Consider the following 18,146-nt stretch of genomic DNA (forward strand, 5'->3'; position numbering starts at 1 on the left):
GGCCACAAAGGCGCCTGGTACAGAGAAATCCTGCCATTTAGGCAGAGAGTGGGTTGCGGAGGAGGACAGGTTGGCCCGGGAAGCAAACCCGGGTGCTGGGGCAATGGGGGTTGATTGTCCTACCATCCCCCACAATCAATGAAGCCGGTGAAGTTATTGGCGTCAATGTTTCACTCAGAGCTGACTCGCAAAGTTTGGCATTCGCCATTCCTCATGACTTACTTCGGGCATTAATGCGTGAGAAACGCACGCCGCTTAGTAAATCCGGCGACCATGAAGATTTTGACGAGACTATGCGGGCCCAGCTAGAACGAGTCCAAGAGGAAATATCGACAAGCATTTTGAAGGAAAGTGATTCCAGTCTGCAAATAGGTGGGTGGAGAGTATTTAAACCCTCTAAAATCTTGAAGTGCTGGCATTCTCAAGAAAGTGGCGCTCGTGATCAGACGCAAGTTATTACCGAACAGTGTTATCTATCCGGATCGACTCCAATAAAACGAGATCTTGATGCAGGAACCTTTAGACTGCGCTTTCAAGCGATTGAGAATCGAACGCTTAGTTCCTGGCAATTTGTACATCAATTAAATGAAGAGCTCGAGGATCAGCCGTTTGGCATTGCAGATAAGGTTGAGAAGTTTACCACTAGTTTGCGATGCCGACAGCTTGACCTCAGAAACCCGAAAAATGTTGGGCTTCGTGTTCATTACTGCGTTAATGGATTTTTGCCTTATGCTGAGTCCTACAATATTGAATTTGAGTTAGTTGCATCCTCTGAACAGCGGCGTGCTCTTTTGGTGTCTGGTAGTTTTCTGGGTTTTTCCTCTCACAATGCGTTGGCAATTATCCGTACTATTATTAATAGCATTGCTTTGGATCCCAAATGATTTTGGTTAAAGTTCATGAAGCAGATCACATAGAGACACACAAAGTTGAAATATTTCCTTGTGTCATTGGTCGATCGATGCACTGTGGAATAAGGATTGATGACCCAAGCGTGTCTGCACGTCATGCGGAAATTCATCAATCTGCTGAGGGGTATGTTTTAAAGGATCTCTTTAGCACTAATGGAATTTGGCAGGCAGGCGGAAAAGTCAAAGAAGTCAGATTAGGAGCGCGTGAATCGTTCGTATTTGGCGATGTACAGATCGAATTTTTGACTCAGGATACGTTAGAGCGAACACATGATAGTAAGGTTCTGCCTCATGAACACAGTGAGACACCTTATTGGCTGAGTGTTAAGATTGTTGCCGCACTTTTTCTTGCGCTTCTAATTGGATTCACGGTGCCTGCACTAGAGCAGTATCTGTGGTACTGGCCGCCAGAAAAATTTGGCGAACTCATTGGGCGTTCAATTTTACTTTGGCTGCAACTCTCGGCTGTAGCATTGGCTATTTCAATTTTCTGCAAGGTGAATTTGAAAAGGTTTAACTTTCACAAGGTGCTAATACTGATTTGTCTGAGCTTTGTAGCGGAAAGAGTAATTAGCAATTTTATGCCCTCTATTATCTTCAACCTGCACAATCTCACAGGCGCCAAATTTCTCAAGCATCTTGCCTACGGGGTAGTTATTTATATATTGCTAGTGCGTTTGCAGCGTTACGCGTTACCTAAATGGCAATTGCGTTACCGTCGGTGGGTGGCGGTTGGGGTCAGCGGCATCAGCATGCTCATCATTGAGCTAGTTATTGAGAGGCAGCTTGGCGAACGATCCCGGATGGCTGATCTTGGAATGCCCATAACAACCTTGGGCCCCAGTCAGGGTAGCGATGACTTGATGTTTGCCATCGGGCTGACAATTGCCGCAACTGATCAGGAGCGTATTAGGCAGCTAGAGCGACTCGAGTCTGGGGACGACTGAGGTTTGCCGTGAACACCCTGGTTTATGCAGCTAACTATATGATTTCGCGGAGCTAAGGGGGTCTGAAGGACGAGAACCATGGGCTTTCTGCCCAGGGTCAGCGTTTCGAGCATTGAAACGCGGGTGATGGCACTTGCTTTGAGGGGTGTCTAACCAAGGTGTTCACGTACATTTTGACGACTAACTGTCGAATAATATCTGCTCTTCTTGTGTTGCCACGGGCTCCTGACTAAGGTCAAGGAAGGTGGTGCGATCACCAGAAGTTTAGCCGCCATGGCGTCAATGAGTCGCCACCGTGGTTATTTCAGGCTTGGTATTTTTTTTAAATAACTGCAAAGTATTATGGTGACTTGAGCAAAGATTTGGATTTATGCTAGTCAAACTAACAGAGGACATTCCAATTCATAAGTGAGGGGCACCGTGATGACCACGGGAGAGCTTTCAGACAATCTACGGAATGTTATTGACCGATACCTGAACGGTCATCGGAGCCGCTCGTTAGCGACCTTGGCAAGAGCATCGGGCGTCAGCTATACCACTTTGCGTCGATTATACCAGCGAGAAGGTAATCCGACGGCCGAGCCAGTGTTAAAGATCATTGACGTAGCCCTATCGAATGAGGAAAAACTCGATTTCATAAGGCGGTACTATCCCGAGATCGCAGTTAACCTCACTGGTATTCAGCCCGACGCCTATCTTAATGTGGCGCCTCGGCAGGAGATTCTTAAGGCGTTTTATGTGCGGGATCCCCACAACTATATTCTCAATTTGGCTCAGAACGACAAGGGCACGACGCGTGATACCGTGCAACGAATCACTGGTGAGCGCGGGCTCGAGGCTCTGGACGAGTTGGTTGAGCACGGCATCATGGAAGTCGAGCGTGTCGGTAGCGAAACTATCTACCGTTTGCCATCTATGTTATCTAGCGACTGCGACATGGCGTTGGCTCAAATGAAGTTATCGGCTGACCACTTTGATCGCAGTTTGATTGGTACCAAGGCGGCCAGGCTCTTCCACGCTACCGCCTCAATAGACCAGCGCACCCTAGAGCGTATTCATGATGTTCTTTCAGGTGCGATCAAAGAGATAATTGAACTTAAAGACGACCCCCGGAATAGCGGTGATATTCCGCTATTTGTAGATATGATGATGAACATCTACGATAGATCGCCATTGAGACGCGACAGGAGCGATGCATGATTCGGAATTCTCACTTGGTTGCTAGCATCGCAACCTCGATATTTTTCATGATTTTGGCTAGCCCTGACCGCAGCGGGGCTTTTGGCTGACTTAGTGAGACTAGCCGACTAGCCGACTGGCCGGCTAGAATGGTGGTGACTACTAGGGATGAATCTTCATGAGTGAAGTGCTGTAGCAGCAGCTCGTAGAGAAATTTCCTTGTTTTATCCCTTGTGCCTTATATCTCCGCCGTGAACGACGTAGTTTTACGGCAAAAGGGATAAAAATTGCCCGCCGTCGTCCATGTCACTCGAAAGGGTCAGTGTCGCCTGCTGTTTACTGCACTTCTCAGGTGTGGAGGAAGGGGTTACCCGCCCGCCGAAGCACGAAACTCTGACCATACCGGAACGCTCTAGTCAGAGAGTGTGAGGCTTGGCTGGTGGTAGTTCATCTCACTGAGTCCATAGCAGGTTTTGGCATGTCGATGGCAAAAGTTGAGACCATTAAATGCCTGTGTTTTTTTTGTTGCGTTTTTTGGTGATTTACATAAACTAAACATTTTTATTTATAATTTTGATGGGGGTAACGGATGCGCCAATTCAAGATGACGTCTTTGGTTGCCTGTATATTGTCAGGATGTTCAGCTGGTTATCCTTTGTCGCAGGTGACTTCCGTAAGTCATCGTTCGGGTGAGCAAGGCGCGGAGCAAAGTGTGAGTTCAGCGGAATTGCCGCTTCATACATTTGGGCGATTTATCGTAGATGCTCGAGGCGTTCGTCTAAAGTTAGCCTCAGTCAACTGGTACGGCGCTAGTGATACCCGCCTTGTGGTAGGTGGGCTAGACAAGGCCCCTCTAAATACGATTGTTTTGCAGATTAAAAGACTGGGCTTCAACTCGGTACGTCTGCCTTTTTCTAATCTTATGCTGCATTCTCAGGACGTCGATGTTGCTGCCGTCGCAGCTAATCCTGATCTTGTCGGGTTAAGTCCGTTAGTTGTTTACGACCGAGTCGTGAGTGCTCTGACGGATGCAGGTATCTATGTCATTATCAATAATCACACAACTCATCCGATGTGGTGCTGTAATTTCGACCCAGATGGTCTTTGGTACACGCGGGATTACAGTGAGAACCAGTGGCTTGACGATTGGGCCATGATGGCCAAGCGCTACATAGACAACCCAATGGTGATTGCCGCAGATTTGCGCAATGAGGTTCGGATCTCGCGCTTCAACGGTATACTCCCTAGCGTTCCCAATTGGGGCAAGGGAGGTAAGGATTGGCGACTCGCGGCTGAGAAGGCTGGAGCACGTGTACTCGCCGAAAATCCGAATCTGTTGGTTGTGGTCGAGGGTCTTAATTTTCCTCGGGAACACCTACAGGGTGTAGAAAACGAGCCCATCCGGCTACCCCTACCGGATAGGCTTGTTTACGCTGCGCATAGCTATGGCTTCATCTCTCCAAGTACACTTGGTCAGAAGTATGCTGACATGGAAGAGGCGCAGCTCCATGCCACAGTGAGTCGTGAGTGGGGTTATGTGGTATCAGAAGCTCGCCACTTTACTGCTCCAGTTTGGGTTAGTGAATTTGGGGAGGCTTATAACGCCAGTAATCAGCGATGGTTCGGTTACTTTGTAAATTATCTACGTGAGCAAGATTTGGATTTTGCCTACTGGGCACTGAATCCAGGGCCCAAGGCCTCTGGTGACGAAGAGCTCTTTGGGTTACTTCATGAAGATTGGCAGGAGCCTATATCGGATTGGCGTACGGAGCAGCTCAGCACACTCATGGCTCCACGCTTAGGTCCAGGTGTCGAGCCAGGGTGGGAAGATAGACCTAAAAATCATTTCACTACTTTAGTTTTCAGTGATTTCGACTCCGTTCAATCACGCGACAGGCGTGATTGGATGCCGCAAGCATTTAAGGCACGCTGTCGCGAGGGCGAGCGAATCGTCGGCATCAGCTCCGTTCAACGCGGGGGTCCTAGGGCTAATCATGGAGTGCTCTGTTCCGACTACGGGCTTGGGCTTAGCGTAAGTGACGTTGCCGTTGTGCCGCCATCAGACTCGGGTCGCATAGAATGCGAGGACAATCACTATCTCGCAGGTTTAGCTCAGACTAGGGTGAAGGGGCGATACCGTCTAGCTGGTGGCCTGTGCGCTACGTCAGGCAGCAGTCTCGGCAGGTCGTGCCGTAAGGTGCTGTTTGAGAAGCTAGATCAGAGGCTTTCCCAGATTCCCGGCGACTGGGACCCCGCAGCGTTAAAGGGGCAATGTGATCTGGGCGAGTACATTGCAGGCGTAGGTATGCAAAAGGGGGTAGTGACCACACTTACCTGCTGTCAGTGAATATTAAATTGAGGTGTGTTCAGCCAAAAATTTGTCAGCCGCAGCTGCTAGTTTCTTTTTCCTAGCATCTGCGATCTTATCGAATTGTCTGACAGCCATCGACGTGCGAGGGTTACGCAGGTAGTACTCTCGTTTTCGATCGATAAATCGCCAGTATAGTCCGTCGACAATATCGGTCCAGTCGCCACTTTCATAGTCGCTCATCTTGAGTAGATAATTTGAGCCACAAATATACGGCTTAGTCGCAAAAATGCCGCCATCGGAATGCTGTCCCATACCGTAGACGTTAGGCCCCATCACCCAGTCGCTAGAGTCGACAAACATTTCCATGAACCACCGATAAACATCCTGAGGATGAATCTCACTTAGGAGCATGAGATTACTCAGAATCATTAGGCGTTCGATATGATGTGTATAACCAAACTGAAGCACTTTTTTAATAGAGTCATCTAGTATGGGGATTCCCGTCGAGCCTTCATACCAGCTAGGTGTGAGCCGTCGCTCATGCGCAAAAAAATTCGTCGTTTCCTGTTTGGTTCCATAGTTTTGATCTATCCCACGAATAAACTCACGCCATCCAATAACTTGCCGCACAAAGCCCTCGACCGAGGCGATGAGACTTGGATTGCGTGCTGCCTTGAATGCTTTGAGAGTGGCGTCAATGACTTCGCGTGGAGTGATTAGCCCTAAATTCAAGGCGGGGCTGAGGACGCTATGGAAAACAAAGGCCGACGACTTCGTGATGGCGTCCTCGTAGGGGCCAAAGTCGTCGAGCTTTTGCTCAAGGAATTCGCCGAGCCACCTTAGCGCTTCGTCGCGACTGATGGTGAGGGCAAAATGGTCCAGCGAGCCTGGATGATTTTTGAATTGCTTTTCGACCAATCCTAGGACCTTTTTAGTTGCAGCTGTTGGCTTACTAATAGGCTTAGATGGAAGACTTAAGCCCTTAGGTAGTCGATTGCGATTTTCGGTATCGAAGCTCCAGCGACCTCCCACTGGGTCCCCATCTGTGGTCATGAGGACGTTAAGGCGTCGGCGCTGCCATTCATAAAAGGTTTTCATGAACGGCTTCTTGGTCCCCTGTAGATAGGTCTTAAACTCATCCCGTGAGGTGAGAAACATGGGGGATTGGTGCCATTTTATAGCGACACCGGCGACCTTCAAGGCTTCGGCTAGGCGGAGGGCGAAGGGGCGATCCTCTATTTCAAAGAGATCGACCTGTTTAATTGATTCGGCTTTTAGTAGCTTAATCAGACGCTCTTCGTAGCTTTGATGGTCTTCATTAAGTTCATGATAATAAACGGAAAAGCCGTCATTTCGGAGTTCATCGCGGCGTTGCCTCATCGCGCCTAGGAAGAGGGCAATCTTGGCCTTGTGGAAGCGAAAATAGGTGCAAAGTCCGAGGTCCTCGGCCATATAAATGGGTTGGTTCCGAAATGCTGCTAGAGCAGACTTTGGAAACAATTGATTACCCATTAAAACTAGTACACTCTTTGTCATTTGGACCTCGGGTGATTTGCACTGCGTTAAGTGGCAGTGGATCCTCTTCTCTGAACTCATTGTAAGCTCTAGGACTGTACGGTGCCGACAGTAATTTTTCCATTCGCAGAATATTGGTGGTTCTATCTTGCCTTCACTGCCTTCGTGCTAATGCTGCTGGTGGTAGACCTCGGGGTCTTTCACCGTCACGCACGGGCGGTCTCCATCCGCGAATCTGCCGGGTGGAGCTTGGTCTGGGTGAGCTTGGCACTGCTCTTCAATGCCGGACTCTATACCTACGTGAAGCATAAGTTCTCTAGTGATGCTGCCCTAGTTGCAACTACCGGTATGACGCCTGATGTTGCTGCCAGTCGTGTTGCGCTTGAATTTCTCACCGGCTTCATCATCGAAAAGTCGCTGGCTGTCGATAACATTTTTGTCTTCGTTGTCGTATTTTCCTTTTTTGCGGTACCGTCCATTTACCAACATCGGGTGCTCTTTTTTGGAATCATGGGAGCTCTTGTCTTCCGCGGGATATTCATTGCCCTTGGCGCAGCCCTCTTGAAGTTTCATTGGGTGATGATGTTGGTCGGGGTGTTCTTGATTTTCACTGGCTTCAAGATGATCTTCAGTCAGGATGAGGAGCCAAATCCCGCCGACAACCCAGTCATCAAATGGGTGAGACGCGTTTTACCGGTCACCCCGGAGATTCACGGCCAAAGTTTCTTCAAACGCATCGATGGCAGGCTTTACGCCACTCCTCTACTGCTCGGGCTCATTTTTATCGAAGTGTCGGACATTGTTTTTGCGATCGATTCCGTTCCCGCCATCTTTGGGATCACGAGGGAACCTCTAATCGTTTACACCTCCAACATCTTTGCGATCCTTGGCTTGCGTTCACTCTACTTCCTCCTAGCTGGAGTGGTGGATAAGTTTTATTACCTGAAATATGCTATTGCCCTCGTCTTAGTGTTCGTTGGATCGAAGATGACCTGGATCAGCAAGGTCATCGGCGAGGAACTGTCCATGGGATGGTCGCTCAGCATTATCGGTGGTTTTCTCGCTGGTGGGATAGTCGCGTCTCTACTCGCAACGGCGCGTCAAACTGATGAGTGACATCTTAGGCGACGGCGCATTTGGCCTACAGAAATATGCTGTGCCGGAGTTGGCGGCAGACCGGCTGGCGGAATTTGAGACTTTACTAGCGAATAAGACTAAGCCGCCGGGGTCACTCGGAGTGCTAGAGGACATAGCCAAGCGCTTATGCCAGATTCAGAACACTGTCACTCCTCGGGTGCTGCTACCGACTATAGTCGTCTTTGCTGCTGACCATGGCATCGCGGAGGAGGGCGTGAGCGCCTATCCGCAAAGTGTCACGGCGGCGATGGTGTCAAACTTCTTGCGAGGTGGAGCCGCCATCAACGTTCTCGCTAGAGAGAGTCAGGCGGAACTCGTGGTGGTTGATGCAGGAGTCAAAACGGGGCCTGTCTCGCAGCACGGTCTGATCAGCGCACGCATTGGCTCGGGCACGCGCAATTTTCTGCGTGGCCCAGCGATGACTAGTGATCAACTCGAGGCAGCGATGAAGCGTGGTCGGGACGTGGTCGACGAGGTGCACGAGCGAGGCTGCAACACGATTGGTTTCGGAGAAATGGGTATTGGCAACACTTCATCAGCCGCTGTGATGATCAGCATTCTTTGTCGTGTCCCTCTCTCGCAATGTGTCGGTCCCGGTACAGGTCTAGCTGAGCGAGATCGGAAGCATAAAATCTCGATCCTTGAGTCGGGGGTGGCGCATGCGCCTGAGCTTAAAACACCTAAGGCGGTCATGGCTTATTTCGGCGGCTTTGAACTGGCGATGATGTGCGGTGCAATGCTTAGAGCTGGCGAGCTTCGTATGGCACAATTGGTAGATGGGTTCTCGGCGACGGCGGCCTTTTTAGTCGCTAATTCCCTGGAGCCGCGTCTAGTCGATTACAGTTTCTTCTCCCATCTGTCGACAGAACCGGGGCATGAACTAGCTTTGAAGCATCTCGGTGTCAAATCATTGCTCCAGCTATCTATGCGTCTCGGCGAGGGCACTGGGTGCGCCGTTGCGTTACCAGTACTTCGGATGGCTGCAGCTCTAGTTCGTGAGATGGCAACCTTTGATGAAGCTAAAATAGCTAGGGCAGGGCAAGTGTGATGGTGAGTTGGTTGCACCGGCAAATGGTTTTTGTGGCATCTGCCGCCATGTACCTCACGAGATTGCGCATGCCCCGCAAGCTGACTGACGTTAATCCTAGCCTGAATCTAATCGCGCCTTATTTCCCATTAGTTGGGGGTTTAGTCGGTGCTATTGCGGCACTGGTATATCGCGGAGCGCTATTAGTATTGCCGTCTGATGTGGCTGTCATGCTAAGCATGGCGGCAACGATTTATACGACTGGTGCCTTCCACGAAGACGGTTTCGCCGATGTTTGTGATGGTTTTGGCGGTGGTTGGACGAAGGAGAAAATACTAACCATCATGAAGGACTCGCGCATTGGCGCCTTTGGCGCGGTCGGAGTCGTTATGATTCTAGGGATGAAATACCAGGCGCTCTCCCACATCGACCATAGCAGCATGATCTGGACAATGATTACAGCTCACGCTCTGAGTCGTTCTATGCCAGTGGCCATGTCGTATTTTTTGGTTAACGCCCGTGACGATGCTGAACGTGCCGATTTGAAGCCAAGTTTTCATAACCAAAATTTTGGACAAATGATGCTAGCCCTCGTCTTTGGGACTTTACCCCTAATCGCGAGTGGTCAGCTAAATTTCATTTTTGCCGTGCCGTTAATGGGAATTACGACCTGGTATATGGGTCGGTTTTTCAAACGTTGGGTCGGTGGCTATACCGGGGACTGCTGTGGTGCCGTGCAGCAAGTGACCGAGGTGGTCTTTTACTTGACGGTACTAGCGACCGCTAAGTTGTAAAAAAAAGGCGGCCTGGGTGGCCGCTTTTTTTTAAATCTAGTCCAGAATCAGAGTCTTTTCGACTCGCACCATTCTTTAACAGGTGGTTTTGGATAGACCGGCTTGCCGCGCTCTTTGATGATTTCAAGATCACCTTTGCGAGCCAGAGCCTCTTTTGTTAGTTCCGTGAGCAGTTTAGCGTAGCCTGGATCGCCGTCAAATTGGTTGGCGAGCTCAACTTTTGGTTTAGTCCAAGTGAGCGCGGCTTGCCAGTTTTGTTTCGGATCTTTGATTCCAAAAATTTGGCGTGCTTCCGTATCAAGGTCAAACATGGTGGCTCTATGGTTAACCGTGAAGGAGAGGCGAGAATCCATTAGGATGTTGCGACAACCATCGCTACGCATCTTCTTAGCGGCGTCAGATGCTTCGGGTTGGGCCCAGGTGGCACCTGGGATAAAGTCATCGTTGAGGAAGCCGTGGTAGAAGCGATATGGTTTTGCCTTATTAGCAACGTAGCTGAAAGCGTCTTTCATCTGCTTTATGGCTGGGTCACCGTCGTCGGTCATTCGAGTCGGTAGGCCGTGAGAGGCCATCAGCACGCAAGTTTGGCTCGACGGCGTTTTGTCGCCAAATTTATCTTTAACGTCACGTATGATGACGTCGTGGAGTAAGTCGCGGAACCGAGTGTCATTCGAGTATTCGCGGTAGCCGATGACGTCGCCATCAAATTCTGGATGCTCGGTCAGGTAGTCGCGGACGTCTTCCATATTTTCGCCTTGGGACGCCCACGAGCACTGTGCTCCTTGGTTAAATACGATGACTTTTTTGATGCCGTCCTTTTTAATTTGCTCCATCGTGTCTGCAATAAATGGAGTGGTGAAGTTGAAGCCATAGTACGTCTTGGCTTTGATACCGGCGTCCTTTAGAGCCTTTGCCAGGGCATCAATCTGCTTTTGAGTGTTCTCGCGGTATTTAGTCGCACCAATTACCTCGTACTGCGATTGGACTTCGCCCACAGATAGTTTGTAGGCCGGGTCACTGATGGCGGGGCGTACCCAGTAGGGAAGCGGTATGCCCACGTTCTTTTGGAACGATACTTTAATGTACGACTCTAGCTCGCTGATTGAGTCAATATCTCCGTGTGACGCGAGCAGTACGGCAACCGTATCGTCGCCGTCGGTAGCCGAGGCAACGCCGCTTTGGCCCGCACTTTTAGTGGTTCTACAGCCTACAAGCCCGGAAGCACTAAGTAGTGCAGCCATGCCAGCCACCGCGGCTCGACGCCGGGATTCGTGCGACAGAGTTCTCATGAGAGCCCCTTGTAACTTTTATTTTAAGAGATGGTCTTATTTAGGATAACCGGCATTGGAGGGAATGAGAAGGTTTGCGCTCGGTGAAAAAAGATGCATTAAAAACATAAGGTTACAATTAAGTTTGGGGGATTCAAGGGTAGCCCACTACATGATATTGAAAATGATTCTCAATTTTACTATAAAATATACCGATAAGAAGATCGGTGGGTCTCAGGCCTTAAGTCTTCCCCTCGGAGTTAACAATGGTCGTGTGCCTGTGCAAGGGTGTTTCAGACAAGAAAATCAATGCCTTACTTGAGAACGGGGCAACATGCCTGCGTGATGTGATGGCATCCTGCAAGGCAGGCAGCGACTGCGGGTCGTGCATTTGCCAGCTCAAGGAGATGGTACAGAAGTCCCGTCAGCGCCTTGGCGGGTCGGCCGCTGGCACTGCGGGAGAGATGGGACCCAGTAAAAAGTGAATTTTACTCGCCCTTGTTGATCTGCTCAGCCAGGTAAGCAGTGCGACCTAGGTCTTTGATCAGGCCGAGTTGAGCCTCGAGCCAATCCACATGTGCCTCTTCGTCGGCAAGAATATGCTCGAAAAGTTCGCGGGTGGTGTGATCAGCAGCCTCAAAGCAGACCTTGATGGCAGCCTTGAGATTTGTCATCGCTTGAAACTCAAGCGCTAAGTCAGCCTGAAACTGCTCCTCGACCGTCTCACCGATGTTGAGTTTGCCCAACTTCTGCAGATTGGGAAGCCCTTCGAGGAAGAGAATGCGGTCAGTGAGGGCCTGTGCGTGTTTCATCTCGTCGATGGATTCAGCCCAAACTTTGGCTGCAATGCGCTCGTAACCCCAGTTTTTACACATACGGGCATGAAGAAAGTACTGATTGATAGCCGTGAGCTCCCCAGTCAGGATCTCGTTCAGGGCATCAATGACTTTGGAATCGCCTTTCATATTTTCACCTCTTAGTGATAGGTCCCGGTCCTAAGTTATAGGTCCTGGTGGAGTGTATCGAATACCGCCCTTAAGAGCCAAGGTCGATCGTCTGGTTGTTCGCTTGCTCTGGCCAAGCGACAGGTCGTTGAGCGGCAATAAAGTCTGATACATAGGCAGCGGCAGGGTGATATACTAGGTCGGCAAAAGTGCCCTGCTGGATGACCTTGCCATCGCTCATCATCACAATGTGGTCGCCAAGATAGACTGCCTCAGCCAGGTCGTGAGTGACGATCACTACTGTCTTTTTGAGGTTGGTGAAGGCCTCTTTTAAGTCGGCCTGTAAGTCCGCACGGATCATGGGATCCAGGGCTCCCATGGGCTCGTCGAGCAGGATGATTGGGGCGTCGAGCACCAAAGCGCGGATTAGGCTGACTCGCTGTCTTTGACCACCCGAGAGTTCGGAAGGGTAACGGGCTAGGAGGGTTGCAGCCAATTTTGTGATTTCCAGTAGGTGCGGTAGTCGAGCCTCGGCAGCTGTCTCTTCTTTGAAGTAGCGTGCTGCCAGCATGATATTCTGCCGCACCGTTAAATGAGGGAACAGCCCACCGTCCTGGGTCACGTAGCCAATCTTGCGGCGGATAGAGTTGATTGAGTCGGGACTAAGGGGGTCGTCACCAATTTTAATTTGTCCACGGCTGGGCCATATAAGTCCCATGAAGAGGCGCAGAAGTGTCGACTTTCCGCTGCCGCTTTGGCCGAGAAGCACGGTCGTCTTGCCACTCGGAAAGCTGAGGTTGACCGGACCTAGCACAACGTTACCGTTGTAGGCCTTCTCGACATCGGTAGCTACAATCATCTCACCACCTTGAGCAAAGTCATTTGCTAGACCCGGGAACTTTAGCGTTATCTTGCCACGGTTTCTTGGTTTTCACCGTAGAGTACTTGAGGCCAACTAGCGCTCGTTGCTCCACCACAGCCCACTATGGTCTCGCAGTGGCCTCTTTCATTATCTGCGTACCAAGCCGCGCAGTGACCACAGTCATACCCATACCCGTCTGTATAGTCCGTACAGCCAGGTGCAACCTGACACGAGCGTGTCCCTGGATCGAAGTACTTACAAGTACCGCAGACGATGTACCCGTCCATCCCGAACGAAGTGGTGGCAAAACCGAAGGTTATCAGGACTGACTTCAATAGTGACTTAAAATTGACAAATCTCACAGCAATTAACTCCCGTTCAAATGTTCGTATCGAAAGTATTGAGGCGCCGTTAGGTTATACGGGCCCACACCGCCTTTAAATATCTGCCCTCGCCGACATGCGCAAGAAAAGGGTGGTCTGGCGCTGCGCCGCTCAAGCGAAATATCTGTGCCTCACGCCGCTCATCGCGTGCTGCCTGTTTAATGGTTCCAAGGAACTCGTCTTCACTTATCAAGCCACTGCAAGAACATGTGAGCAGTATGCCCCCAGGCTTGACTAGTGGCAGTGCGAGGCGATTAAGGCGCCAATATTCATTCAAGGCACCGTCAATCTTGTCAGCGGAGCGAGTTTGTTTTGCTGGATCCAAGACGACAACGTCGTAACGGTCGCCACGCAGAGCTGCCTGCTTCATGTAGTCGCTGGCATCGGCGGCAATAAAGTTGATGTCGACACCATTTAGGCTTGCATTAGCGCGTGCTGTAGTGAGCGCCTCAGCATCGTCTAAGTCGATGCCAGTCACGCTTTTGGCATGGCCGATCACTTTTGCATAAAGGCCAAATCCGCCTGTGTGGCAACAAACGTCGAGTATGTCTTTGCCTGCGCTGAGACTTGCCAGGTGTAGCCTATTCTCTCGCTGATCAGCGAAAAATCCGGTCTTATGCTTAGAGCCGACTGCCACGTGAAAACGCACACCTTGCTCTTCAATGACCACCGGATCTGGAGCGGGTATTTCCCAACAATCGAAGGACTCCTGCTTTTGGATGCGCTTCTCGGCAAACCAGTAAACGCGGGCCTCTGGGAAGTGGCTAAGTAGAATCGACTTGATCTGCTCCCGTTGGCGAAACATACCCGCCGACGTGAATTGAATTGCCAGAATTCCGCCTAACAAATCCACTATGAGTCCACTAAGCCCGTCGCCCTCTGAATGAATGAGGCGCATACCGGTGGTTTTTTGAAAAAGCCCGAGATGACGACGCCATTCAATGGCTCTCTCAATACGAGAGGCGAAAAAAGCAGCGTCGACCTGCTCGCCTTGGTCAGTAGTTAGTAAACGCACTCCAATGCGCGAGTGGCCGTTGTAAAAACCCCGACCAACAAAACTACCGTCGACCCCTAAAACCTCAACTACAGTGCCTGGGGGAATTCGCTCCGCAGGTTTCGCAACAGCTCGAGCAAAAATCCAGGGATGCTGAATCTTAAACGGCTGCGTCAGTCTAACTGTTGGTATGGGGGTGGGCTCTGTCATGACTCAACCTCGAGGCCTATAAGTTTCGGCAAACTAGTCGTAGCCAAAGTCTTGGGCAAGCCGAAATCCAGAGCTCGCGGGCAACCTGACAGGTCTAGTCGCACGCAACGGAGCGCAATACCTCCCCAATATGGTCGCTCGGAGCCGTACAGTTTATCCCCAACGATTGGGTATCCATGCCGGGCCAAATCAAATCTTAGCTGATGAGGTCGGCCTGTATGCGGCGAAAGCTGCCACAGCAGGGCCGGCCCATCTTCCATAGTTATCAATGCCTTAGGTGTCGCGATGGTCAGTGAGGGCTTGCCGTGAGGACTGATGAAGGCTCGTTTCTTGCCTCGCATCATCACGCAGTCCCACCTGAGGGTAGCCTCTAGATGGATAGATTCTCCGACGGCAGTGATGGCCTCGTAGGTCTTATGCACCATCCGCCCCTCAAACCAATGGTTAGCAGCTTTGTGAGCAGGAGCATCTTTGGCAAAAAGCAGCAGCCCAGTCACCTCTTGGTCAAGCCTGTGCACTGGCCAAAGCCGTGCCTTTAACTGGGCTTCGAGTGCTCGTCCGACGCAATGCCTCTCATCCGCATCACCAAGTCGCGACGGCACACTGAGCCACCCAGGTGGCTTATCAACTGCAACGAAGTGCTCATTTTCAAACGTTATACTAAGTGTAAGGGCTGTCACGCGGCTTTGCTCAAAGCGTGCCAAACATACGGTCCCCAGCATCACCTAGGCCGGGGACAATATATGCCTTGTCGTTTAAACCCTGATCTATGGCAGCCGTGTAGATCGGAACATCGGGGTGATGCTCTTGTACGAAGGCGACGCCCTCTGGAGCCGCAAGTAAACACACATATTTGATTGATTTAGGCTTTTGCTCTTTAACTCTATCTATAGCAGCAACCGCTGAGTGACCAGTGGCAAGCATCGGGTCAACGATGATCACGTCGCGCTCGGGCATATTGGGCGGCATCTTAAAATAATATTCTACAGCCACCTGAGTCTTTGGCTCTCGATACAACCCAATGTGACCTATATGTGCCGACGGGATCAGCTTCAGCATGCCGTCGAGAATACCGTTACCGGCTCTGAGTATCGACACTAGCACTATCTCTTGCCCTTTAAGAATCGGCGCCTTCATCTTCATAATCGGTGTTTCTATATCCGCTAAGGTCATCGGCATGTCGCGAGTAACCTCGTAGGCGAGTAGCATGGCAATCTCACCGGCTAGTCGTCTAAACTTACTGGTGCTGGTTTCCTTTTTGCGCATAATAGTCAACTTGTGCTGCACAAGGGGGTGCTTAATGACAAAGACATTACCGTCCGCAGCAGATGATTGCGTCATAGAATCAGTCAGCTCCCAGATTTGTTCAGACTAAAACAAGCTAAGACAGCCTAGAACACTGTGCCGTCGCTTGCTAGTCGGATTGGCGGTTCAGCGTCGGCTCGCAAACTACCGGCGAGTTTACGACCGGCACTCCATGTACCACCTTGCATGATTTTCGCAAGCGGTAAGTCGATAGCAGACTTGCCTAATTTTCCCCTTATCACATTGGCTAACTCATCGAGGAGTGAGATTGTCAGAGCGCGCCATTCAATAATAACTTCAGAATCAGCTTTGTGGGTCTTGCTGGTGAGTTCGCTGTCTTTGGCAACGATGACCCCGGTATCCATCAACAAGCCCCCGTTACGGTACTCGGCAAGGCCAGTGAGCTCGTCTAGTCCACCGATTTCAAGGCCTGCGTCTTCAAGAGGCTCGACCAATGAATAGGTGAGCCACTGAGAGAGTTTGTGGAAGGGTACCAACCCGTGTCCGTGATCCGTGTTCGGCAAGGCCGCATGATGCCAAACATCACCAAGCATCACTCCACCAAGCGAGGCACGTCCCGGCCAGATGTTGCCGAGTCCTTCAAGTACAACGGATAAAACTTTGCGTGCAGGTAGCTTATTGTTACCGGCATGGCCGACAAGGTAATCGTAGGCGTTGCCTAGGCGTGGCTCGATGTCTCCAAAGTATTTTTTGTTTACAGACACCGAATGCTCGAGCTTATGTAACAAGTGTAAACGCCCATCAAGTCCAAGTAGACGATTCTGCGGAGTGACTTGAAAGTATTTTTCCAAGTCCCGTTTTGTAATACTACGTAGCGCCGGATTGTCCACCATCAGTGGATTCTCCGGATCACTCGCAAATCCACCGTCTATGAACATATCAAAGCTAGCCAGTGCTAAGCCCTCTGACCGGCCTACAGATTTACCGGTCAAAGGGTCTTTGTAGCGCCATGTTGGACCAGCACCAGCATCGAGGAGCACACTGACAATCGCAAGTTCAATCCGGCTTTTTGCCGCACTATCCGGATCCATGGCGCTTAACTTTTCGTTTAACATCTTCAGTCGCTCGTCACCGAAGTGCCGCCATCGACTGTGATAGGGGACATCTAGATCTGGATAGTTTGATCTAAACTCCTGGATCACAAGCTCGGCGGCCTTATCTAACTTGGCCTGCTCAAGCTTGAAGTGTGGAGATTCCCCACTCGCAACGCGCTCAGTGATTCTTGCACACTGTTCGCGGATGCCTTTGGGGGACCTGAGATAAGTTACGCTTTCTTTGCTCTCGTTTTTTAATTCTGTTGTATGCGACATGACTCACTCGTCGAGACCGCGGCCCTTTTTCACTTTCAGGGAGTCGGCCTCAGGCACCTGGCCTGGGGTATAGTATCCGGCTGCCACCTTGGCATCCATCTCCACCTTTGCATCGGCAGGAATTAGCTCTTTTGGAATCTCGACCCGCTCTTTGATGGTCACACCTGCCCTAACGATCGCCTCGTACTTCATATTGCTCATTGACACAAACTTATCAATTTTTGAAATTCCCAACCAATGTAAAATATCTGGCATTAGCTCCTGAAACCGCATGTCGGTGACCCCAGCGACGCACTCAGTTCGTTGAAAGTACTTAGCCGCGGTGTCTCCGCCCTCTTGACGCTTGCGGGCATTGTAGACCAGAAATTTTGTGACCTCACCAAGTGCTCGCCCTTCTTTTCGATTATACACGATTAAACCCGCTCCACCCTCCTGAGCGGCGGCAATGCAAACTTCGATCCCATGGGCGAGGTAAGGGCGACACGTACAGATATCCGAGCCGAACACATCTGACCCGTTGCATTCGTCGTGTACACGGCAGGCTAAGACCTTTTTGGGGTCTGGCATAGTGGTCACATCGCCAAAGAAATAGGCCGTCATCCCACCTATGGGTGGAAGGAATATGGGCATATCTGGTCGCGTGACTAGTTCAGGAAACATACCGCCCGTATGCTCAAAAAGTGAGCGGCGTAGTTCCGCCTCATCGACCTGAAAGCGCTCAGCAATGCCAGGCAAATACCAAACGGGATCTATTGCCGCTTTGGTTACTAATACTTCACCATTTTCCCTCAGGATATGGCCATCGGGCTTAAGGCGACCGGCAGCTATAGCATCGCTAAATTCTGGCATATTGATGTGAGCACGCGTCACTGCGATAGTGGGGCGAATGTCGAAACCTTGCGTTTCGCACGGTCGTCCTCGATCGGATCATAGGTGACGCTCTGCCCTTTGATCAGCTGGTGCTACTAGGGGCAGGATATGACGGCAGGGCATGGCGCATGAAGTCACTTCGTGATGTGAAGGTGTTT

Annotated in this window: 17 protein-coding genes and 1 pseudogene; 9 read left to right on the forward strand and 9 right to left on the reverse strand. The window is 50.7% G+C overall.

The genetic code is table 11. The annotated features are described in order from the left end of the window. The first annotated feature begins 92 nt into the window (after positions 1-92). The 4 genes from FJ146_16710 (at position 93) to FJ146_16725 (ending at position 5,384) form a co-directional block, all read left to right on the forward strand. The gene (locus FJ146_16710) at positions 93-884 is read left to right on the forward strand and encodes a serine protease (GenBank protein ID MBM4253611.1); all 792 of its coding nucleotides are present in this window, start codon (positions 93-95) and stop codon (positions 882-884) included. Next, positions 881-1,858, forward strand: coding sequence for an FHA domain-containing protein (locus FJ146_16715; GenBank protein ID MBM4253612.1), 978 nt, complete (start codon positions 881-883; stop codon positions 1,856-1,858). Before FJ146_16710 ends, FJ146_16715 begins: the two co-directional genes overlap by 4 nt. Positions 1,859-2,278: 420 nt before the next feature. Further along, positions 2,279-3,058 (forward strand): hypothetical protein, encoded by a 780-nt coding sequence (locus tag FJ146_16720; protein ID MBM4253613.1) that lies wholly within the window; start codon positions 2,279-2,281, stop codon positions 3,056-3,058. 568 nt (positions 3,059-3,626) lie between these two features. Then, entirely contained in the window at positions 3,627-5,384 is a 1,758-nt protein-coding gene (locus FJ146_16725) for a glycoside hydrolase family 5 protein (protein ID MBM4253614.1), read from the forward strand. 3 nt (positions 5,385-5,387) lie between these two features. On the opposite strand, the gene FJ146_16730 is transcribed toward FJ146_16725, so the two are convergent. Next, positions 5,388-6,884: a cryptochrome/photolyase family protein gene (locus FJ146_16730; protein ID MBM4253615.1), complete on the reverse strand. Its 1,497-nt coding sequence runs from the start codon at positions 6,882-6,884 to the stop codon at positions 5,388-5,390. Between the two features lie 81 nt (positions 6,885-6,965). On the opposite strand from FJ146_16730, the gene FJ146_16735 reads away from it, so the two are divergent. The 3 genes from FJ146_16735 to FJ146_16745 are packed head-to-tail and all read left to right on the forward strand — an operon-like array spanning position 6,966 to position 9,821. Then, entirely contained in the window at positions 6,966-7,979 is a 1,014-nt protein-coding gene (locus FJ146_16735) for a TerC family protein (protein MBM4253616.1), read from the forward strand. Then, positions 7,972-9,048, forward strand: coding sequence for a nicotinate-nucleotide--dimethylbenzimidazole phosphoribosyltransferase (cobT, locus tag FJ146_16740; protein MBM4253617.1), 1,077 nt, complete (start codon positions 7,972-7,974; stop codon positions 9,046-9,048). Before FJ146_16735 ends, cobT begins: the two co-directional genes overlap by 8 nt. After that, positions 9,048-9,821: an adenosylcobinamide-GDP ribazoletransferase gene (locus tag FJ146_16745; GenBank protein ID MBM4253618.1), complete on the forward strand. Its 774-nt coding sequence runs from the start codon at positions 9,048-9,050 to the stop codon at positions 9,819-9,821. The genes cobT and FJ146_16745 overlap by 1 nt, the downstream gene beginning before the upstream one ends. Positions 9,822-9,868: 47 nt before the next feature. On the opposite strand, the gene FJ146_16750 is transcribed toward FJ146_16745, so the two are convergent. After that, entirely contained in the window at positions 9,869-11,110 is a 1,242-nt protein-coding gene (locus tag FJ146_16750; protein ID MBM4253619.1) for a ferrochelatase, read from the reverse strand. A gap of 245 nt (positions 11,111-11,355) precedes the next feature. On the opposite strand from FJ146_16750, the gene FJ146_16755 reads away from it, so the two are divergent. Beyond that, entirely contained in the window at positions 11,356-11,574 is a 219-nt protein-coding gene (locus FJ146_16755; protein ID MBM4253620.1) for a hypothetical protein, read from the forward strand. A gap of 3 nt (positions 11,575-11,577) precedes the next feature. Here the strand turns inward: FJ146_16755 and bfr are convergent, their stop codons facing one another. The 7 genes and pseudogenes from bfr to FJ146_16790 all read right to left on the reverse strand — a co-directional run bounded on the left by bfr (position 11,578) and on the right by FJ146_16790 (position 18,015). Then, entirely contained in the window at positions 11,578-12,054 is a 477-nt protein-coding gene (gene bfr / locus FJ146_16760) for a bacterioferritin (GenBank protein MBM4253621.1), read from the reverse strand. Between the two features lie 70 nt (positions 12,055-12,124). Beyond that, positions 12,125-12,892, reverse strand: a complete 768-nt coding sequence (locus FJ146_16765) for an ATP-binding cassette domain-containing protein (protein ID MBM4253622.1) — start codon at positions 12,890-12,892, stop codon at positions 12,125-12,127. A gap of 414 nt (positions 12,893-13,306) precedes the next feature. Then, positions 13,307-14,482 (reverse strand): class I SAM-dependent rRNA methyltransferase, encoded by a 1,176-nt coding sequence (locus FJ146_16770; GenBank protein ID MBM4253623.1) that lies wholly within the window; start codon positions 14,480-14,482, stop codon positions 13,307-13,309. Then, complete coding sequence (locus FJ146_16775; GenBank protein ID MBM4253624.1) at positions 14,479-15,204, reverse strand: RluA family pseudouridine synthase; 726 nt, start codon at positions 15,202-15,204, stop codon at positions 14,479-14,481. The genes FJ146_16770 and FJ146_16775 overlap by 4 nt, the downstream gene beginning before the upstream one ends. Beyond that, entirely contained in the window at positions 15,173-15,823 is a 651-nt protein-coding gene (locus tag FJ146_16780) for a uracil phosphoribosyltransferase (GenBank protein ID MBM4253625.1), read from the reverse strand. Before FJ146_16780 ends, FJ146_16775 begins: the two co-directional genes overlap by 32 nt. A gap of 50 nt (positions 15,824-15,873) precedes the next feature. Next, complete coding sequence (locus FJ146_16785) at positions 15,874-17,118, reverse strand: DUF1688 family protein (GenBank protein MBM4253626.1); 1,245 nt, start codon at positions 17,116-17,118, stop codon at positions 15,874-15,876. Positions 17,119-17,121: 3 nt separating this feature from the next. Continuing rightward, positions 17,122-18,015, reverse strand: a pseudogene (locus FJ146_16790) (GTP cyclohydrolase II). Positions 18,016-18,044: 29 nt separating this feature from the next. Here FJ146_16790 and FJ146_16795 point away from each other — a divergent pair. Further along, on the forward strand, positions 18,045-18,146 hold a 102-nt coding region (locus tag FJ146_16795; protein ID MBM4253627.1), incomplete at its 3' end, for a class I SAM-dependent methyltransferase.

The organism is Deltaproteobacteria bacterium (assembly GCA_016874735.1).
In the GTDB taxonomy this organism is placed as follows: Bacteria; Bdellovibrionota_B; Oligoflexia; order Oligoflexales; family CAIYRB01; genus CAIYRB01.